Consider the following 18,410-nt stretch of genomic DNA (forward strand, 5'->3'; position numbering starts at 1 on the left):
CAGGTTCACGATTAAACGATACCCGTTTCCATAATTGTCTCTACTCACTAATCCTAGCATCCTATATACCGCGATTTTTCCAACGCAAACCACGAGATGCTGATTATGCAACTGGAACAAAAACCATGCTATAATATTGATAAGTACGGATTGGAGTTGATTCAATTGAATGACCTTCTTGATCCCAAGAATGATTTTGTCTTTAAGCGGATATTCGGAAGTGAAGAGAACAAGGACGTATTGCTTGCATTCCTGAACAATACCTTTATCGAAGCGGGTGAACCGCCACTGACAGAAATACTCCTGATGAATCCGTACACCGATAAAGATGCGCCGCGCGACAAGCAATCCATTTTTGACATTCGAGCCAAAACAACGACCGGTGAACTGATCAATATTGAGATGCAGCTTTTTAATCAATATGATATCGAGAAACGGACACTGTTCTACTGGAGTAAACAGTATTCAGGACAACTGGAAGAAGGCCAGAGATATCGTCAGTTAAAGAAGTGCGTAACGATCAATATTCTCAACTACTCCTTTCTTCCGAATGATCTTTACCATAGTGTATTCCATTTGAGGGAAGACCACAGCGGCATTTCATTGAGTAATGATATAGAAATCCATATGATTGAACTTTCTAAGCTGGATGAGCGAATGATTCCTATAAAAGGCGGATTAGTGAACTGGCTATTGTTTTTGAAAGGCGTTAGCAAATCAAACTGGGAGGTATTGACGATGAATGAGCCCGTGTTGCGTAAGGCTATGGATACATTGGAGTTTTTAAGCCAAGATGCAGAAGCCCGGCGCTTGTATGAAATGCGGCAAAAATTTCTACACGATGAAGCTTCCATGCTGGCTGGCGCAAGAGAAGAAGGGGAAGCGGTAGGAGAACACAAAAAAGCGATTGAAGTAGCTAAAAAGTTGTTAGCTAAGGGAACAGATATTGCCACTATTGCTGATATTTCTGGCCTCTCAGAAGAAGAAATTGAGCGTTTAAAAATGCAATTAAAAAACTAGGTTGCATAAGTTCTTACTGGCAAATCCAATTCATTTTGACAAGCAAATAGGGGCGTATTACTATGCAATGGCAAGAAGTCCGGATTATCTACCCTGATCAATACGTCCTTCTCAAAATTTTGAATTCTCGAACGGAAGATAATGTTCAGTACGTTGACGAAGTAGCTTTAATAAAAGCGATTCAAGATCCTGACGAAGCAACCAGAGAATTACTGAAATGCAAGAATAACAACATCGTCTATCACACCGGGCAAGAAAAAATAGCTGTAGAGCTCAGAAAAAATCCTTTCCGCTGATCTTCAGCGAATGAAATGTATCAGGCAACATCCACATAACACTGAAATGGGGACGCGAAATTGCACCGCGTCCCCATTTCGGCCCCAACTACACGATATGCCTACTCAAATCCCTTATAAATCAACAGACAAACGCTCTCAATATGTGTCGTATGCGGAAACATATCCACCGGCTGGACTTCCGCGACGGTGTAGCCGCCGTCCTCGAGCACGCGCAGGTCGCGGGCTAGTGTCGATGCACTGCACGACACGTAGACGACGCGCCGCGGCCGCAGCTCGAGGATCGTCGCGAGCAGCGCGGGGTCGCAGCCTTTGCGCGGCGGGTCAACGACGATCACGTCAGGGCGGACACCCTGACGTGTCCATTCGGGCAGGACGACTTCGGCCGGTCCTGCCTGGAAGTGCACGTTCGACATGCCGTTTAACGCGGCATTCTTACGTGCATCGGAGATCGCCTCTTCGACGATCTCGACGCCGTACACCTGTCCTGCGCGCTGCGCCAGGAACAGGGAGATCGTGCCGATGCCGCAATAGGCATCGACGACTGTCTCGCCGCCGGTCAGTGCGGCGTATTCCAAAGCTTTCCCGTACAGGACTTCCGTTTGTACGGGGTTGACTTGAAAGAACGATCGTGCGGAAATGGCAAATTTCACGTCGCCAATGTAGTCGTAGATGACCTCGCTGCCCCACAGGACGCGGGTTTCATCCCCAAAAATAACGTTCGTCCGCTTCGTATTGACGTTATGACAAATGCTTGCAACGCCGGGCACGGCCGCCCGGATGCCGGCCACCCACTCGTCCGCACGAGGAATCTCAAAACCATTGGTCACCAAAACGACCATGATCTCGCCCGTGCGGTAGCCGACTTTCACGACGACGTGACGAAGCAGTCCGGCATGCAGTTCTTCCTGATAAGCGCTGATTCCGAGCCGCGTCCCGATTTCCTTCACACGGGCTACGACTTCGTCGTTAGCCTCATGCTGGATCAAGCACGTATCCATATCGATAATGCGATGGCTGCCCTGCGCGTAAAACCCGCCGATCAAGCCGCCCTGCTCTTCGCCAAAAGGAACCTGTGCTTTGTTCCGGTAGCGCCACGGGTTTTTCATGCCGATCGTTGGATGGACGATAACGCCCTGCTCCGCACACCGGCTCGCCGCGGAAACGCCCGCGTTCGAGCCCGCGACCACACCGGAATCGGCGGCCTCGCCTACCCGCTCCGGTGCCGGAGCTTCGCCGATCGCTTGCTCCAGACCCGCCGCCTCGTCCGCCCGCTCCGAACCCGCGGCTTCGCCGATCGGCGGCTCGCCGAACACCTGCAGCTTGCCGATGCGCTGCAGGTTGTCCACAACCTGCCGGCGCTTGACGCGCAGCTGCGCGTCGTAGCTCAAGTGCTGCAGCTGGCAGCCGCCGCACTGGTCGTAAATGCCACAGTCCGGCCGGACCCGATCCGGACTTTCTTCCAGCACCTGCAGCAGCGAGGCGTAGCCGTACTGCTTCTTCAGGTGCTCGACCCGCACCAGCGCGCGCTCACCCGGAAGCGCGCCACCGACAAAAAGGGNGGACCCGATCCGGACTTTCTTCCAGCACCTGCAGCAGCGAGGCGTAGCCGTACTGCTTCTTCAGGTGCTCGACCCGCACCAGCGCGCGCTCACCCGGAAGCGCGCCACCGACAAAAAGGGTAAAGCCGTTCACACGGCCTACCCCTTCCCCGTCATGGCTGATCCCAATGATCTCAGCCTCGTATTGCTGCCCTTTTTGCACGGGCAGATCCGCCGCAGCGGCGCGTTTGCCTGCGTCCGGCCCGCGGCCTGCAGCAGCCGTCCGGCCGCGATTTTTATGTTTACCGGTATTTTTTTTAACAGTCATAATACCCTCGCTTTTATACCCGTCACCGCCCGCTTCAGACCTGCGCCATGCTCACCATGGGCTGAATGCACGCAAGCGATGTCTATGAATTTTGCCCCGTGCCGGGAATCCGGCGGAACGCCGCGTACATCTTCGGCACACGGTACTTACATGCCGCCCGGCAAGCGCGCGCCTCTCCCCGTGACGTCGCGGGGCTGCACGGCGGCCGCCCCCTACTCTCTCACATCGCCATGCTCAACGTCTTCGTCCGTTTGACCGATTCCTTTCAACTGAAACGGCGCGGTCAGCGTGTTGAGCAGCGTCTTTTTGTAGATCGACTGGCCGGACTCATCGACGATGATTTGCAGGTGGCTTTTCAGATTGGTCATGACGCACGGCAGCGTGCCGCCGAACTCTCCGTCCAGGTTAAGCTGGACGTAATCCGGCGAATTGATTTCGATATGGCTCGTCTGAAAATAGATCACGTTCGGATCGCTCAAATGTTCGCCCCGCAGCGCCAGCGTCACGACGCGGATGAATTCGGCGAGATTGCATTTGCGCAAAATGATGACATCGAACAGGCCGTCGTTCAGGCTGGCGTCGGGCGACAGCTTTTCAAAGCCGCCGACAGAGTTGCTGTTAGCGACAAGGAACATCATCGCTTCTTCGTGCAGCTCAGTTTCGGCTGTTTTGACAAACAGCTCGATAGGCCGCAGTCTGGGCAGCTTTTCGAGTCCTTTCATATAATAAGCGAGCTGGCCGATCATCGTTTTCAGCTTGCTGGGCACTTCGTAAGTCAGTTCCGTCAGGGAGCCTCCCCCTGCGATGTTGATAAAATAGCGGTTGTTGATCTTGCCTACGTCAATGTCCCGCGTGTACTGCCTGACGATCAGGTCGCACGCTTGTTCCCAGTTTTTGGGGATATTCAGCGCTCTGGCAAAATCGTTTGTCGTCCCGAGCGGCAAAATGCCGAGGGCGGGCCGATGGTTTTTCTCGGCCATTCCGCTTACGACCTCGCACAGCGTGCCGTCCCCGCCCGCCGCGATGATGACGTCGAAGCCGCGGGCTACCGCCTCGGCGGCCGCCAGTGTCGCATCGCCTTCGCCGATCGTCGCGTGCGTCGACGTTTCGAGCCCTCCGCGCTCCAACCGCTGAAGGATTTCCGGCAGCCGCTTTCGCATTTCCTCGCGCCCGGAAGTCGGATTATAGATCAGTCTTGCCCTTTTAACCATTACGCACTCATCACCCGTTCGCAATTGTTATTTGAGAAGCGACTTGCTTCTCAATCCATCTGGAAATAAGGGGACTGGGCAGGAGCGCCCGTCCGTTGTATCTGTATTCGAACCCTTCCATTCGGGAAGGAATCACATTCCGTGTAAAATAGCCTTCGCTCAAAAACAGCGGGGCCACGATGACCGTATGGCCGGGTTTCCTTTGGGCCCACCGCGTCATTTTGCGCTTCACCTGATCGGGCAGAAGCATCGCCACATCCGCTTCATCGAAGCCGCCGATCGTCTTCAGCCGCCCGGCCAGCTTTTCCAGCCCTTGGCGCCATTTGAGATGAAAATTTTTTTCCACACTGCCGTGGCCTACCAGCAGCACGATTTCCTGTTCGGGATTGACGCTGAGCCCGGCGATTTTGTCGTAAACAATATCGGCAATCACCGGATCATCGTCGATCGGCGATGCGAGACGGATTCTGGCTTTTATATCGAAAAGCTCCATATCGGTCGCAAGGATCGGCTCCGGAATGACGCCCAGCGCATAGCTGATCTCATCAATATGTGTGCTCCCTGAGGACACGAACAAGGGAACGACTATAATATCCGTGACGCCTGCGGCTTCTAGACTGTAAATACCGTCCTGGATCAGACGCCCTTCGACCAGTTCCAAATACGAGGCATAGACCGGAATACCGCCGGGCAGCGAGACCCCCGACACCGCGTCATCTACAAGTCTGACCCAATCCTCGTCCCGGGAACCATGGCTGATTACAAGCACACCGTATTTGTTCATCGCACTCTTCCCACCGTTCCGGACACTACCATTATTCTTATGCTATCGAAATGGTCCCCCCATGTCAATTGAGCATGAAAATAGTCCCACATCAAAAATGGGACTTTTCGGTTATTTCCAATTATTAGGCGACCTATCTGTGAAAAAGCCCTGCTCGGCGCTAGGCAAAGCAGGACGGTTTGTTATTTGTTCATTCGGGCCCGGGACGGACGCCGCCTGTTAGCGGTTAGCTTTTAACGGTCCAGCCGGTCCAGCGTCATTACGTAGCCGTCATTCCCGTAGTTCAGACAGCGTTTTACGCGGGATATGGTCGCCGTGCTCGCACCTGTCTCCGCTTCGATCTGGTTATACGTACAGCCTTTGCGCAGCATGCGTGCCACTTCGAGGCGCTGGGACAGCGATTGAATTTCGTTCACGGTACACAAATCATCAAAAAAAACGTAGCACTCCTCTATATCTTTGAGCGTAAGAATCGCTTCAAAAAGCTGGTCGATCGCCTTATCATTTAGTTTTTTCAACTGCATGTTATCAACTCCCGGAAGAACGTCGTCGTAGCTTATGAGTTTAGCAAGCTCTGTTGTATGTTTCGACACTCCTCCCATAATTCCTTCCTTTAGGTTTGCAAAACGTTAAAATTTCTATGCGTTAATGGGCTAAATTGTTACAAATCACAATACCCGTGACATTCGTCCATACCAACGGTAGGCAAGTGACATATCCTGTATTAGAAAAACTTGATAAAAAGGATCGTGAATCCACTGTGAACACACAAAGACCAATGAATGGAAATGGCCCCGAGGCGTATACCAGAAGCTTTGCCCCACCCCAAATCGGCGATGGCTTCGGGGGACCTTATCCCGGCCCTGGCGGAGGCGCTCCGTTTGGCGGTTTCCCACCTGGCAGCAATCTTCCAGGCCCGTTTCAAGGCGGAGGCGGAGGCGGGGGCGGGGGGTTATTTGGCGGAGGCGGAGGTGGAGGCGGCGGAGGTTTGTTTGGCGGCGGGGGCGGAGGCGGAGGCTTGTTCGGCGGAGGCGGAGGTTCCGGCAATCCGCTTAGCGGCATTAATTTCAAGCAAATCCAAAGCTTAGTAGAACGCATGGGCGGAATTGAAGGCATCATCGGCACGATGGGCAAAGTCCAAAAATTCGTAAACAGCTTTCAACAAATGGCGCCGATGTTAAAAGTGCTTTTCAACTCGATCGGCAAGGCTGCCAAATCTACCGATTCCGGTGGCCGGTCGCGCAAGCGCAAGCGCCGCAAGAAATCCGGCTCCAGCCGCAGAAAATCCGGCGGTTCCGGACGCACCCGCAGGTAAAACGGCCCTCTTCGGCCAATACGATAAGCCGCCCCGCTTGGCATGCATGCTGCCGATAGGGCGGCTTTCGCCTTTGCAGCGCCTACTCCGTTTGGATCGCCGAGCCTTCGGCCACGATTTGAATCCACGTGTTGCCCGGCAGCAGCGGCACTTCCTTCCCGTCGGCAAATGCGCGGATCATGCCGTTTTTGCGTTCCCAAGTGATCTCCTGGGATTTGCCCTGCTGGAGAATGACGCCTTTGCCGGGACCGAACACATCGACTTCGCGCCGCCCCTCTTTATCCACAATGCGGTGCTTGCTTTCCAGCACGAGCAGGTTCGTCGTCTGCAGTTGCTTGCCGGTTTCTTTATCCAGATGCGGCTTGCCGTCCATGCTTCGTTTGTATACGCCCTCGGAGGCGCTATATTCGTAAGAAACGACGTATCCCGAAATATAGGGAATCCGAATGCGCGAGACAGCCGGACCCGTAAGCCTGCTTTGACCGTCCTTGGCAAAAGCGAGCAGCGGGCCGTTCCACTCCTGGCGGAAGCTGCGCGCCTCGGAGCCTTCCTTCATTTTATCCGTGGAGGTATACAAATTGTGCGGAGCTTTGCGTTCGGAATCGCGCCAATAAAAGGCGCCGTCGCCGTAAACCTCGTCAAGATGCGCCATCTTGCGCCCCGCGAGTATGTTCATCGCGTCCTGGCTCCAGCCTGCATGGACGATAACGGCATCCAGCATATCTCCGATTTCCACAAAATAAGGGCGGATGCTGCGCACAGGGCCGATCGTTTTCGCTTCGTGGCTCTGGAAAACCGAGACGAATCTCGTGATCTCGCCTTCCGCCAATATTTCATACACGATATCCGCCTGATCCAGCCCGGTCTGCGGCCTTGCTTGCGGCGAATTTTCGACCATGACCATGAAGGGTCTGCTCTTCACTTCAGCTTCGCTCGGCAAGCCGGACAGCGGGAACCTGAACGGGGCCGGCGACGATTCCACGGCTGCGGAAGCAGGCTCGGACGATGCGGAGACCGCGGTTGTTTCCGCAGGCTTGACGCCGGTCGCCGGAGAACCGGACGGCACGCCGCCGCAGCCGGATAAGGCGATAGCCGCACATCCGAGGATCAGCCAGACGCGAATGCGGGGTGGGCGTAATTTTAATAGTTTCATAGGGCTGCACCTCTCCTACTCGTTCTTCGGAAGTTTGTCCGACGGAGGTACTTTGCGCGTTTTGCATACGTTTGCCTTCTACCCGGTTCATCGAACAGACTCTTAGTTATTCTTATTCTGGCAAGAGGACATTTAGAAGACTTTCAACCTATTTTTTACATGATTTACTAGTTCGCGGCGCGTGTGGAAGAACCCTTTTTCGCGATTGGAGATTCAGAGGGGACAATGCCCGTCTGCACGGCGTTCCTACCAAGCTTTTCGTTCCGCGCGAAAGCCGGATATGCTATAGTTTTGTTACAGCTTATTTACCATTCGCGTTCAAGGAGGCTTCCATCATGGTTACCCGAACAGGCGATACCGGCCCGGCGTCCGTTATTTTGTTTGACGGGGTTTGCAACCTGTGCAGCGGAGCCGTACAGTTCATCCTGCGCAACGATCCGAGGGGCAAGTTCCGTTTTGCGTCCCTGCAATCTCCCGCCGGTCAGCGGCTTTTGCAGGAGCATGGGCTGCCGGCGGTTCGGATCAGCTCGATCGTGCTGATTGAAAAAGACCGCGCCTACACGCAATCTGCAGCCGCGCTGCGCATCGCCCGCGGGCTCCGCGGAGCGTGGCCGCTTGCCTATGCGGCGATTGCCGTGCCTCCGGCAGTGCGGAACGCCGTCTATAACTGGATTGCGCGCAACCGGTACCGCTGGTTCGGCCAAAGCGAGCAGTGCATGCTGCCCAAGCCGGAATACAAGCACCGCTTTTTGGAACAAGGATAAACGACCCCGTCGTCCTTCTAGGACGAGCGCGTTTATCAAGGTAGATGCGAAGCAAAAGTATAAAACATATACTTTCTTATCTACTGAGATAAACCCCGATCGAGGTCTTTCGAAGATGTGAGGGCCGCGTTTAGAGGTAGGATTATTCGCCAATAAGAATGCTGTTCTTCACGCTTTAGCGCTGTAAAGAACTTAAACATTCTTATGTGGTAAAAAAACCGGAAACGGTACCCTTGTCATTCGGGTGGCCGCTCCGGTTCGGATCGACTGGGTGCAGCTCTGTCTGACAGTTGCGAGCGCCTCCTAGGAGGCTTGCAGCCCCAGGTTTTTTTCTATTTTGGCTTTTTGCCGCAGATGATGGCGGAAATGCATTTCGATTAGCGCGAACCATTCCGCCGCGTTCAAATACCCGAAGCGCGGATGCGCTACTTTGCGGTCCTGCGGAACGGCTTGCAGCGTCAGTTCGACCCGCTTCAGCTCATCGACCAGCCGCAGCAGCTGCTCGCGGACTTCCGCTTTACTTTGCGGATTGGCGGGCGTATATTGCGCTGACGGCGGCACCTTAATATCGACGTTCGGCATGCTTCCCTGCTCGAATATCATTTGGCCGACATCGGTTTTCCCCTCGGAGGTTTGCGCGTCCTCGCTTTTGCAAAGCTCGACATTTCTTAGCTGCATGTAAAAGGCGGCCCCCAGCAGATGCACATACATTTGACCGAGCGACCAGTTCGTTTCACTGGGGTTAGCCAAAAAATCCTCCTCGCGGTACCCGTCCAGATCCCGGATGTAATCGCCGATCATTTGCTCCAAGCTTGCCACAATTTGTTGAGTGTTCATCATAAGTATCTGCTCCTTTAGAATCAAGTTTCTTCTAATATAGCAGATCGTTACTGACACCGTTATGTCAGTAACGAAAAAGGCCCGGCACGCAGTGCGGCGTCGCATGACGGAGGTCAACCACATTGGAATCTGTCCGATAAACCACGCCCCGCCAGACTCACGGGGCATATTCCCGCCTGAGAGCCTCGCAGACGCGGGCATCCAGGACTTACGCGGCTTCCCGCTATGGCCCTTCCGCCACTTCCTCATAGACCGCAACCATTTTGAGAGCCTCATCCCGTACCCGGTACGCCAAAGACGCCGGCTCCAGCACCCGGGCGAGGTGGCCCCAGCCAAGAATCCACTCCAGCACGTCCTCCTCCTGTCTGGCCCGCAGCGTAACCAAAATCCCCTCCGCCGTCTGTTCCATGTGCTCGGAGTAGAAGCAGCGGCTCTCTTTCAGCCTTTCGAACAGCGTTGACGGGAACAGCACCTTCACACTCAGATTGCGGTCATCCGCCATCGTATATTCCCGCAGATTGAAATCGGCCGGCAGCGCAAACGCCTCGTCCAAAACTTTCAAGTCCCGCATCCGGTCGAGCCGAAAATGGCGTATCTCCTGCCGGAGATGACAGTAAGCGACAAGCACCCATGCGGTCGCATTGAAGACGAGCCCGTACGGATCGGCCTCGCGGTCGCTTCCGACCCGTTCCGCAGCTCCGGGCGCTTTTTTGTAATAGCGGAAGCTGACGCAGCGGCAGCCGGCAATCGCTTGCCGCAGCCCATGCATGATTTCGCTTAGGGCCGCATCTTTGTGCAGCGGCCTTATCGGGAGGAAGCGCATCCGGGAGCGCAGCAGCTCCACTTCTTCGCGGACGCGGGCAGGCAGCACCTCCTCCATCTTGGCCTTCGACGACTCGGCGTGCCGGCGGTACTGCATGTCCAGATGGTTCATCACCAAATCGCTGCCCAGCAGCATAACCGCCGCTTCATCGCTGCTGAAAGTAAGCGGAGGCAGAAAATAGCCCTCCATCAGCGAATAGCCTTGTCCGGTCGCCCCGACGACAGGCACCCCGGCTTCGCTGAGAGCCTGCATATCGCGATAAATCGTTCTTACGCTCGTTTCAAATAGCTCCGCCAAATCTTCGGCGCGCACTGTTCCGCGCCTCTGCAGCTCAAGGACGATGGCCAGCATCCGATCGGTCCGGTTCATCGCCGTTCCTCCGCGCCAAACATCCAGCAGTTCAGGCTCAGCGTGCCCATCTGCAAGCTTTGGTGCAGCAGCTTCGCCCTGCGTGCAGGTTCCGCCGCGCCTAACGCCAGCAGCAGAGGCGCCAGATGCTCCTCCGCCGGCACCGCCTCGCGGGCCCAAGGAGCTCGCTGCGCATAGTCGAACAGCGCTTCCAGATTCCACGTCTCCAACTGTTCGGCCAGCCATTCGTCGAACTCCAGCGCCCATCGCTGCGGGGAATTGTTTTTTCGATCCAGCCTGCGCAAATTGTGCACCGTGCCACCGCTTCCCAGGATCAGCACCTGCCGCTCCCTGAGCCCCGATATGGCCCGTCCGATCCGGTAATGCTCCTCCGGCGCGAGATTCGGGTTCACCGACAGCGCCACGACCGGAATCGACGCATCCGGGTACATGATGCGGAGCGGCGACCAGACCCCGTGATCCAGACCCCTCCGGTCGTCCAGCCCGCAAGCGATGCCTTCGTTCTCGAACATGCTCTGTATTTCCAGGCTGAGCGGTAGACTCCCCGCGGCGGGATAACGGATTTGATACAGCTCCTGCGGAAATCCGGTAAAATCATGCATCGTCTCCGGCCGGACCGCCGCACCGATCCGCTGCACGCCGCTTTCCCAATGCGCGCTGAACACGACAATCGCCTCGGGCCGCGGCAGGCTTCCAGCCAGCTTTTGCAAAAAATCGGTATACGCGTCTTGCTCGTTAGCCAAGCCCGGCTCCCCGTGCGCTATAAAAAAAGAAGGCAGCATCGCCCAACCCCCTTATGCCTCAATCCTGATTTTCCTCTATCATAACTTACTTTATTCGCGATTTCATTAGGCCGATGAGGTAGCGGACGAAGATGCATGAAAACGCTTCGTTCTGCTCACACTATGCATAAGTTAATTCTGACTGGTGTTCGGGTTTGGATTTGGATTCGGGCTCAGGCCAGGATTCAGGTTCGGGTTCGGATTAGGTTTCGGGGAGGCAGCGGATGGATACGTTTTGGAGCTGGATCGCACGTCACTGGATATCGATTGCCTTGATCGCAGGGGTGTGCTTGGCGATATATTTCGTGTATAAAAACAAAGACAAACTGCTGACCGGCGGCAGCGACAAATGAATTTCGCGCTGCCGCAAAGCTTGTCCGCTAAAGCATCACTGGCAACCGCGCGCATCTCCTGACGTGCGGTGCGGCGTCGCGCGACGGTGGTCAACACATCGCACACAGAAAACCTGCACATGTACATCTTTTTAAACCCGGATGAGCGCCTGGCAAGAAAAATACCCGCAGATGTCAGGCTGGTGAGAAAACGTACATTGGGGGGCGCATCGCTATAACGCGTAAAAAACTTGCTAAGTGTACCGTAGGCGACAGCCGGAGTGGTGATTGTAACTTTTCTGTAAACATCGGATTATTGCTCAAGTGATGGGTTAGAGGAACCAACGGAGGCACAGCCGCTCTTCCCCAATCGATCCCTCTACTGCATAGGTTACGAAGCTGAAGCGGTGGGAGCAAGGCGGTTTGGCAAGGTGAAAACCTGCAAAAGTGCAGGTTTTTTCCGTAAAGATGGTTCATTTTCGCGAAAAGCCTGCGATTGTGCAGGAATTTTCGGTGAAAATGAATCTGAGCCCATGTTCGCGGCGAAAAGCCTGCACTATTGCAGGAATTTGTCGTGGACAGCGTATCCGTCGAGCAAAAGATGTACTTTTGCAGTTTTTTTCGCGCGCGACCAGGCAGATTGTGCTACCGCCCTGTCGTGGGGGGTTTTAGGCAGGCAGGTTTGACCGCTTAAGATTGGGGCACAGTCCCATCATAAGCGGAATTCCTGCACTTTTTTGCAGGCTTTGCTGGCAAATCGGCCAACAGCCTGCATGTGGTCGACCGACCGCCGTCATGCAGCGAAACACCGCGCGCTGGGAGCTGCGCGCGGTGCGAAAGAATTTTGCATGGTTGCGTGCTGCCAGGCAACCAGTTGCCAAGCTGCCAAACTGCCAGTCCGCCACCTGCCCGGATCGCCAAGCTCCTTCGAAGAGGCGCCTTCAAAATCGGCCTCTTTTTTTGCTAACTTTCAATTTAGGTGGGAACTTGAGCATGCATTTTGCAATAGCCCTGCTCACTGTTTTGGGCGCCTGGCGCTACGGCGACTACAAGCAGTGGAAGCAGTACCATTCGACAATGCTGTATATTTTGGCGGGCGGACTGCTGTATGAATATTTAACCACGAACTGTACGCTCTGGGCTTTTCACCCCGATTTCCAGTTAAGTGAGTTGTGGACCGTGACCGTGTACGCAGCCGTCACGATGCCGCTAAGCGCTCTCATTTACTTGTCGAACTATCCCGCCGGGCCGATCCAACAAGTCATCTACATCGCCAAATGGATCGCAATCTATGCGGCCGCCGAATCGATCTTGCAAATTCTTGGCGAAATTTGGTATGAGCATGGCTGGAACTACTGGTATTCCGTCCTGTTCGACATCGTGATGTTCCCCATGCTGCGCTTGCACCATACAAGACCGCTGCTGACGTATTTGCTGTCCGTTATGATCATCGTCATCCTGATGTGGTATTTCAAAATCAGTCCCCCTTGATCGTCCCGGCTCGTGATTTGTTTTTGGCATACAGCCAGTTATAATAGCCGGCATGCTTGATCTCATCGGTCATAATTTCAAATATCGCATCGCGAAATTCCGAGCGAATGTTCAAGTAAATCGTGCGATACTTTTCAAAAGCTTTCAATTCCCCAAGCAGCGCCTTTTCAAGCCCTTCAACATAATTGGTCACGTGTTCGGCCGGCTCCGTTTCTTCTCCCCCCGGAGGAACCGTCCCCGTGAGCTGCATATAGATGCTTCTGAACATCCGTCTATGCTTTCTTTCATCGTCCCGGATGCCGGCTATAACCGCTTTTTCTTGCTGCGTCGGAGCCATGCGGATGAGCGTATCATAAAAAAGCTCGTCGTTTCGTTCTCCCGCAACGGCTTCGCGAATCAGCTTAAGAACCATTTCTTCGTTGCGTGTAAAATATTCCAGATAACCTTGATAAGGTGTATAAGCCGGCGCTCTGTATGCATAATACATCCCGAATAACTCCTTTGAACGAACATTTTTACAACAGAATATTCGCCTAATCCAAATTGGTTCCTCGGCATGAAAAAAAACAGCCCTTTGCCGCAATGGGCAAAAGACTGTTTGACGCTATACTTATGATTTCAGTGCGTTCAGCGCCTTCATGGCGATGTCCGTCCGGTAATGCTTGCCGTCGAAATGGATGCGGTCCGCGTCTGCGTATGCTTTTTGGCGGGCTTCCGCGATATCTTTGCCGAGGCCCGTAATGCCCAGCACGCGTCCGCCGTTCGTGACGACTTGTCCGTCTTTCAAAGCCGTGCCCGCGTGGAAAACGATAGAGTCCTGCACTTGATCGAGGCCGCTGATCGGCAGCCCTTTCGGATACGCGGCAGGGTATCCTTCCGATGCCACGATCACGCATACGGCCGCTTCATCGCTCCACTCGATCGGCTGCTCGGCCAACGTTCCGTTGTTGATCGCCAGGAAAATATCGAGCAAATCCGTTTTCAGCCGCGGCAAAATGACCTGCGTCTCCGGATCGCCGAAGCGCGCGTTGAACTCGATCGTCTTCACGCCCTGCGGCGTAAGGATCAAGCCCGCGTACAGCACGCCTTTGAACGGCCTGCCTTCCTTCACCATCGCATCCGCCGTCGGCTGCACGATGTTGTCGATAGCCTCCTGCACGATCTCCTGCGGAATGTGCGGCAGCGGCGAATACGTGCCCATGCCCCCTGTATTCGGGCCCTGGTCGTTATCGAACACCGGCTTATGGTCCTGCGAAGGCACCATCGGGCGAACGACCGAGCCGTCTACGAAAGCAAGCAGCGACATCTCCTGGCCGGTCAAAAACTCCTCGATCACCACGCTGGCGCCGGATGCGCCGAACACTTGATCGACCATGATGTCGCGAAGCGCAGCTTCCGCCTCCTCCATCGTGCGGGCTACCGTCACGCCTTTGCCTGCCGCCAGGCCGTCGGCCTTGATCACGATAGGCGCCGATTGCGTGCGCAGGTAGGCGAGCGCAGGTTCGAAAGCGTCGAACGATTCGTAAGCCGCGGTCGGGATATTGTACTTCTTAAGCAAGTCCTTCGTGAACACCTTGCTGCCTTCGATAATCGCAGCGTTGGCCCGCGGCCCGAATGCCGCGATGCCTTTCTCTTCCAGATGGTCGACGAGCCCCGCCGCAAGCGGATCGTCAGGCGCGACCATCACGAGGTCGATTTGCTGCGCCTTGGCGAATGCGCTGATCTCCTCGAACTGCAGCTCCGTAATCGGCACGCATTCGGCCAATGCGGCAATCCCGCCGTTGCCCGGCGCGCAGAACAGTTTACTCACTTTCGGGCTTTTGCTCAAAGCCCAGACAATCGCGTGTTCGCGGCCGCCCCGGCCGATAACCAAAATACGCATCGTTCGTACCCCTCTCGAAAAAACCGCGAATGCTCGCGGTCTGCCCCCGGTGGGCCAAACCGCAAGCATTCCTGCGGGAATTAGTGTTTAAAATGACGCACGCCGGTCGTTACCATGGCGATTCCGTTCTCATTGGCAACGCGGATCGATTCCGCGTCATTGATCGAGCCGCCGGGATGAATGACGGCGGTAATGCCCGCTTTGGCCGCCAATTCCAGCGTGTCGCCTTTCGGGAAAAACGCGTCCGACGCCATGACGGCGCCCTTGGCTTTGTCACCCGCCTGCTCGATGGCGATTTTCGCCGAGCCTACGCGGTTCATCTGCCCGGCGCCGACGCCGACGGTCATGTCGTCCGCGGCAAGCACGATCGCGTTGGACTTCACGTGCTTGACGACTTTCCAGCCGAACAAGAGCTGCTTCAGCTCGGCTTCGGTCGGCTTGCGGTCCGTAACGACGGTCAGATCGGCCTCGGTCAACTGGTAAGCATCGATATCCTGCACCAGCATGCCGCCTTCTACCGTTGTAATGACAGGCTCAGGCACACGCGCGCCTGCTTTATCCAAACCGCTTACTTTCAGCAGGCGGATGTTTTTCTTTTTGGAAAGAATGTCCAGCGCTTCCGGCGCAAAATCCGGAGCAATGACGATTTCCAGGAAAATTTCGTGCAGCAGCAGGGCAGTCGCTTCGTCAATCGTGCGGTTCGCCGCTACGATGCCGCCGAAGATCGACGTCGGGTCCGCTGCGTACGCTTTTTGGTAAGCTTCGAGCACGTTCGCTCCGATCCCTACGCCGCAAGGGTTCATATGCTTGACGGCCACCACCGCAGGCTCGCTGAACTCTTTGACGATCAGCAGGGCGCTGTTGGCGTCGTTGATATTGTTGTACGACAGCTCTTTGCCGTGCAATTGCTCCGCCGTCGTAATATTGCCCGCAGCCGCATTGGGCTTACGGTAAAAAGCCGCCTTCTGGTGAGGGTTTTCTCCGTAACGGAGCTCCTGCACTTTTTCATAAGTAACGGTGTAACGCTCCGGATAAGGCTCTCCTACCTGTTTGGACAAGTAATCGGAGATAAGGGCATCGTAAGAGCCGGTGTGGCGGAACACCTTTGCCGCCAGACGTTTGCGGGTATCCAGCGTCGTATCGCCGCCGGCGCGCACTTCCTCCAGCACACCCGCGTAATCGGCCGCGTCCACGACAACCGTTACGAACGCATGGTTTTTGGCTGCCGAGCGGAGCATCGTAGGTCCGCCGATATCGATATTTTCGATCGCATCCTCGTAAGTCACGTCAGGCTTCGCAATCGTCTGCGCAAAAGGATACAGATTCACGACAACCAAATCGATGTAATCCAGTCCGAGCTGCTTCATGCTCTCCCGATGCTCTTCGTTGTCGCGAACGGCGAGCAGGCCGCTGTGTACGGCCGGATGCAGCGTTTTCACGCGGCCGTCCATAATTTCCGGGAACCCTGTAACTTCCGAAATGCCGATAACCGGCACCCCTTTGTCCTTCAACAAGCTTTGCGTACCGCCTGTGGAAATAATTTCAACGCCCAGCTTCGCCAGCTCGCCGGCAAATTCCACGATTCCGGTTTTGTCCGACACGCTGATCAGTGCTCTTTTGATAGCCACTTTGCTTCCTCCCAGTATTTGTTGATTTGAAAAATTCCGTTTCTCTCCGTTCGGCTCCCCGCCGCTACCGCCGCCACAACCGCCAGGCAGTCCGCTACTTCCGCACCGTCACTTTGCGCCCGTCGATGGCCACCCGGCCCTCGCGAAGCCAGCGGATCACCTGCGGCAGCAGCACATGCTCGGCTGCATGAATCCGCTCCGTCAAAGACTCCGCCGTCTCGTGCTCATGAATTTCCACGCTGCGCTGGGCGATGATCGGACCGGAATCCAGCCCTCCGTCCACAAAATGCACGGTCACGCCCGTCTGCTTCACCCCGTAATCGATAGCCTGCTGAATCGCGTTCACGCCCGGGAACGACGGCAGCAGCGAAGGATGAATGTTGATCATCCGGCCGTAATAAGGAATGACCAGCACATTCGTCAGGATGCGCATGTAGCCCGCAAGCACGATCAAATCCACCTGCCGCTCCTGAAGCTCCTGCAAAATCATAGTCTCGTACGCCTCGCGGCTGTCGTATTCTTTGGGACGGAATGCAAGCACAGGCACCTTCGCTTCCTTGGCGCGCTCTACGACAAACGCCTGCGGGCGGTCACAGACAAGAAGCTCGATGCTGACATCAAGCTTCCCCTTTTGCACCTGATCTACGATTGCCGCAAAGTTCGAACCGCTTCCGGAAGCGAATACCGCAATACGGTATGGCTGCATTACACTTCAGCTCCTTGGAACGTCACGACGCGGCTTCCTTCGGTTACGACGCCGAGACGGTAAGCCTTCTCGCCCTGCGATTCGGCGGCTTGAACGGCTTTCTCCGCATCGTCCGCGCTCACGATAACGACCATGCCGATGCCCATGTTGAACGTGCGGAACATGTCGTTGTTGCTGATTCCGCCCTCGCGCTGCATAAGCTGGAAAATCGGCAGAATCGGCCAGGAGCCGTATTCGATCTGTACATTCACGCCTTCCGGCAGAACGCGCGGAATATTTTCGATGAAGCCGCCCCCTGTAATGTGCGCCATGCCCTTGATGCCCACTTGCTCCAGCATCGCCAGCACCGGCTTCACATACAGCTTGGTAGGCTCAAGAAGCACGCTGCCGAGCTTATCGCCAAGCTCTTCCACATGATCTTGGAGCGAGTACCCTTTGTCTTCCAGCAAAAGCTTGCGCACAAGAGAAAACCCGTTGCTGTGCACGCCGCTTGAAGCCAGGCCCAAAACTACGTCTCCGGGACGGATGGTGGAGCCGTCGATGATTTTTTTCTTGTCGACGATTCCTACGGTAAAGCCGGCAATGTCATACTCCCCCGAGGCATACATGCCGGGCATTTCCGCCGTTTCTCCGCCGATCAGCGAACAGCCGGACTGCGCGCAGCCGTCGGCGATCCCTTTGACAATCGCTTCGATTTTCTCCGGCACGACTTTGTCGCAAGCGAGATAATCGAGGAAAAATAAGGGCTCGGCGCCTTGAACGACGATATCGTTCACACACATAGCCACGGCGTCGATCCCGATCGTATCATGCTTATCCATCGCAAAAGCGATTTTCAGCTTCGTGCCCACTCCGTCCGTACCGGATACGAGCACAGGCTCTTCGTATTTGTCCTTGTTCAGGCTGAACAGCCCGCCGAAGCCGCCGAGGTCGGTCATCACTTCAGGCCGGAACGTCCGTTTGACATGCTTTTTCATCCGTTCTACGGCTTCGTTTCCCGCCGCGATATCGACTCCAGCTTTTTTATAAGCATCCGACACTTCGTTTCCACTCCTTTGATTTATAAAATCGGGAGGCCGGACGCTCGTCCGAACAGCTCTTCCGCCGCCCGCTGCCCAGCCGTCCCGCCGAAACTTTAAGCCGCC

The 18,410-nt window shown here is 55.3% G+C and carries 20 protein-coding genes; 6 read left to right on the plus strand and 14 right to left on the minus strand.

Annotated features, from left to right (window positions below):
* The first annotated feature begins 165 nt into the window (after positions 1-165).
* Together AC0LWT_RS28070 and AC0LWT_RS28075 are read left to right on the plus strand one after the other, a co-directional pair.
* A complete protein-coding gene (locus AC0LWT_RS28070) occupies positions 166-1,020 on the plus strand; it encodes an Rpn family recombination-promoting nuclease/putative transposase (RefSeq protein ID WP_474684641.1) in 855 nt (284 codons plus the stop codon).
* A 62-nt stretch (positions 1,021-1,082) separates the two neighbouring features.
* Complete coding sequence (locus AC0LWT_RS28075; RefSeq protein WP_474684591.1) at positions 1,083-1,316, plus strand: hypothetical protein; 234 nt, start codon at positions 1,083-1,085, stop codon at positions 1,314-1,316.
* 101 nt (positions 1,317-1,417) lie between these two features.
* On the opposite strand, the gene rlmD is transcribed toward AC0LWT_RS28075, so the two are convergent.
* From rlmD to AC0LWT_RS28100, 5 genes are all read right to left on the minus strand, one after another.
* Positions 1,418-2,887: a 23S rRNA (uracil(1939)-C(5))-methyltransferase RlmD gene (rlmD, locus tag AC0LWT_RS28080; protein WP_474684642.1), complete on the minus strand. Its 1,470-nt coding sequence runs from the start codon at positions 2,885-2,887 to the stop codon at positions 1,418-1,420.
* The gene (locus AC0LWT_RS28085; RefSeq protein WP_474684592.1) at positions 2,847-3,185 is read right to left on the minus strand and encodes a TRAM domain-containing protein; all 339 of its coding nucleotides are present in this window, start codon (positions 3,183-3,185) and stop codon (positions 2,847-2,849) included. Before AC0LWT_RS28085 ends, rlmD begins: the two co-directional genes overlap by 41 nt.
* A 212-nt stretch (positions 3,186-3,397) precedes the next feature.
* Complete coding sequence (locus tag AC0LWT_RS28090) at positions 3,398-4,396, minus strand: diacylglycerol kinase (protein ID WP_474684593.1); 999 nt, start codon at positions 4,394-4,396, stop codon at positions 3,398-3,400.
* 10 nt (positions 4,397-4,406) lie between these two features.
* Positions 4,407-5,180 carry a sirohydrochlorin chelatase gene (locus AC0LWT_RS28095; protein ID WP_474684594.1) on the minus strand — a complete coding sequence of 258 codons (774 nt, stop codon included), beginning with the start codon at positions 5,178-5,180 and terminating at the stop codon, positions 4,407-4,409.
* Between the two features lie 233 nt (positions 5,181-5,413).
* Entirely contained in the window at positions 5,414-5,704 is a 291-nt protein-coding gene (locus tag AC0LWT_RS28100; RefSeq protein ID WP_474684595.1) for a YerC/YecD family TrpR-related protein, read from the minus strand.
* Positions 5,705-5,940: 236 nt separating this feature from the next.
* On the opposite strand from AC0LWT_RS28100, the gene AC0LWT_RS28105 reads away from it, so the two are divergent.
* Positions 5,941-6,495 (plus strand): aminotransferase, encoded by a 555-nt coding sequence (locus AC0LWT_RS28105; RefSeq protein WP_474684596.1) that lies wholly within the window; start codon positions 5,941-5,943, stop codon positions 6,493-6,495.
* A gap of 82 nt (positions 6,496-6,577) precedes the next feature.
* Here AC0LWT_RS28105 and AC0LWT_RS28110 read toward each other — a convergent pair whose 3' ends face one another.
* On the minus strand, positions 6,578-7,648 hold the full coding sequence (locus AC0LWT_RS28110) for a DUF3048 domain-containing protein (RefSeq protein WP_474684597.1): 1,071 nt from the start codon (positions 7,646-7,648) through the stop codon (positions 6,578-6,580).
* 335 nt (positions 7,649-7,983) lie between these two features.
* On the opposite strand from AC0LWT_RS28110, the gene AC0LWT_RS28115 reads away from it, so the two are divergent.
* On the plus strand, positions 7,984-8,412 hold the full coding sequence (locus AC0LWT_RS28115) for a thiol-disulfide oxidoreductase DCC family protein (protein WP_474684598.1): 429 nt from the start codon (positions 7,984-7,986) through the stop codon (positions 8,410-8,412).
* Positions 8,413-8,715: 303 nt separating this feature from the next.
* On the opposite strand, the gene AC0LWT_RS28120 is transcribed toward AC0LWT_RS28115, so the two are convergent.
* The 3 genes from AC0LWT_RS28120 to AC0LWT_RS28130 all read right to left on the minus strand — a co-directional run bounded on the left by AC0LWT_RS28120 (position 8,716) and on the right by AC0LWT_RS28130 (position 11,226).
* Positions 8,716-9,252 carry a DinB family protein gene (locus tag AC0LWT_RS28120; RefSeq protein ID WP_474684599.1) on the minus strand — a complete coding sequence of 179 codons (537 nt, stop codon included), beginning with the start codon at positions 9,250-9,252 and terminating at the stop codon, positions 8,716-8,718.
* A 223-nt stretch (positions 9,253-9,475) separates the two neighbouring features.
* Complete coding sequence (locus AC0LWT_RS28125; protein WP_474684600.1) at positions 9,476-10,444, minus strand: helix-turn-helix transcriptional regulator; 969 nt, start codon at positions 10,442-10,444, stop codon at positions 9,476-9,478.
* A complete protein-coding gene (locus AC0LWT_RS28130) occupies positions 10,441-11,226 on the minus strand; it encodes a DODA-type extradiol aromatic ring-opening family dioxygenase (RefSeq protein ID WP_474684601.1) in 786 nt (261 codons plus the stop codon). The genes AC0LWT_RS28125 and AC0LWT_RS28130 overlap by 4 nt, the downstream gene beginning before the upstream one ends.
* Positions 11,227-11,450: 224 nt before the next feature.
* Between AC0LWT_RS28130 and AC0LWT_RS28135 the strand changes: the two genes are divergently transcribed.
* On the plus strand, positions 11,451-11,579 hold the full coding sequence (locus AC0LWT_RS28135; RefSeq protein ID WP_474684602.1) for a hypothetical protein: 129 nt from the start codon (positions 11,451-11,453) through the stop codon (positions 11,577-11,579).
* Between the two features lie 972 nt (positions 11,580-12,551).
* Positions 12,552-13,049 carry a CBO0543 family protein gene (locus AC0LWT_RS28140; protein WP_474684603.1) on the plus strand — a complete coding sequence of 166 codons (498 nt, stop codon included), beginning with the start codon at positions 12,552-12,554 and terminating at the stop codon, positions 13,047-13,049.
* Here the strand turns inward: AC0LWT_RS28140 and AC0LWT_RS28145 are convergent.
* The 5 genes from AC0LWT_RS28145 to purM form a co-directional block, all read right to left on the minus strand.
* Entirely contained in the window at positions 13,036-13,536 is a 501-nt protein-coding gene (locus AC0LWT_RS28145; RefSeq protein WP_474684604.1) for a ferritin-like domain-containing protein, read from the minus strand. The two genes, AC0LWT_RS28140 and AC0LWT_RS28145, sit on opposite strands and share 14 nt — an antisense overlap.
* Before the next feature lie 123 nt (positions 13,537-13,659).
* On the minus strand, positions 13,660-14,931 hold the full coding sequence (gene purD / locus AC0LWT_RS28150; RefSeq protein ID WP_474684605.1) for a phosphoribosylamine--glycine ligase: 1,272 nt from the start codon (positions 14,929-14,931) through the stop codon (positions 13,660-13,662).
* Between the two features lie 80 nt (positions 14,932-15,011).
* Entirely contained in the window at positions 15,012-16,559 is a 1,548-nt protein-coding gene (purH, locus tag AC0LWT_RS28155; protein ID WP_474684606.1) for a bifunctional phosphoribosylaminoimidazolecarboxamide formyltransferase/IMP cyclohydrolase, read from the minus strand.
* Between the two features lie 94 nt (positions 16,560-16,653).
* Complete coding sequence (purN, locus tag AC0LWT_RS28160; RefSeq protein WP_474684607.1) at positions 16,654-17,265, minus strand: phosphoribosylglycinamide formyltransferase; 612 nt, start codon at positions 17,263-17,265, stop codon at positions 16,654-16,656.
* Positions 17,265-18,305 carry a phosphoribosylformylglycinamidine cyclo-ligase gene (purM, locus tag AC0LWT_RS28165; protein ID WP_474684608.1) on the minus strand — a complete coding sequence of 347 codons (1,041 nt, stop codon included), beginning with the start codon at positions 18,303-18,305 and terminating at the stop codon, positions 17,265-17,267. Before purM ends, purN begins: the two co-directional genes overlap by 1 nt.
* Positions 18,306-18,410 lie beyond the last annotated feature (105 nt).

The sequence above is a fragment of the Paenibacillus sp. sgz302164 genome (genome assembly GCF_056120505.1).

Bases quoted from the DNA above. Each gene is read 5' to 3' on its own strand.
- AC0LWT_RS28075 (WP_474684591.1), top strand. From the start codon at position 1,083: ATGCAATGGCAAGAAGTCCGGATTATCTACCCTGATCAATACGTCCTT.
- AC0LWT_RS28090 (WP_474684593.1), bottom strand. From the start codon at position 4,396: ATGGTTAAAAGGGCAAGACTGATCTATAATCCGACTTCCGGGCGCGAG.
- AC0LWT_RS28095 (WP_474684594.1), bottom strand. From the start codon at position 5,180: ATGAACAAATACGGTGTGCTTGTAATCAGCCATGGTTCCCGGGACGAG.
- AC0LWT_RS28100 (WP_474684595.1), bottom strand. From the start codon at position 5,704: ATGCAGTTGAAAAAACTAAATGATAAGGCGATCGACCAGCTTTTTGAA.
- AC0LWT_RS28110 (WP_474684597.1), bottom strand. From the start codon at position 7,648: ATGAAACTATTAAAATTACGCCCACCCCGCATTCGCGTCTGGCTGATC.
- AC0LWT_RS28115 (WP_474684598.1), top strand. From the start codon at position 7,984: ATGGTTACCCGAACAGGCGATACCGGCCCGGCGTCCGTTATTTTGTTT.
- AC0LWT_RS28120 (WP_474684599.1), bottom strand. From the start codon at position 9,252: ATGATGAACACTCAACAAATTGTGGCAAGCTTGGAGCAAATGATCGGC.
- AC0LWT_RS28125 (WP_474684600.1), bottom strand. From the start codon at position 10,444: ATGAACCGGACCGATCGGATGCTGGCCATCGTCCTTGAGCTGCAGAGG.
- AC0LWT_RS28130 (WP_474684601.1), bottom strand. From the start codon at position 11,226: ATGCTGCCTTCTTTTTTTATAGCGCACGGGGAGCCGGGCTTGGCTAAC.
- AC0LWT_RS28135 (WP_474684602.1), top strand. From the start codon at position 11,451: ATGGATACGTTTTGGAGCTGGATCGCACGTCACTGGATATCGATTGCC.
- AC0LWT_RS28140 (WP_474684603.1), top strand. From the start codon at position 12,552: ATGCATTTTGCAATAGCCCTGCTCACTGTTTTGGGCGCCTGGCGCTAC.
- AC0LWT_RS28145 (WP_474684604.1), bottom strand. From the start codon at position 13,536: ATGTATTATGCATACAGAGCGCCGGCTTATACACCTTATCAAGGTTAT.
- purD (WP_474684605.1), bottom strand. From the start codon at position 14,931: ATGCGTATTTTGGTTATCGGCCGGGGCGGCCGCGAACACGCGATTGTC.
- purN (WP_474684607.1), bottom strand. From the start codon at position 17,265: ATGCAGCCATACCGTATTGCGGTATTCGCTTCCGGAAGCGGTTCGAAC.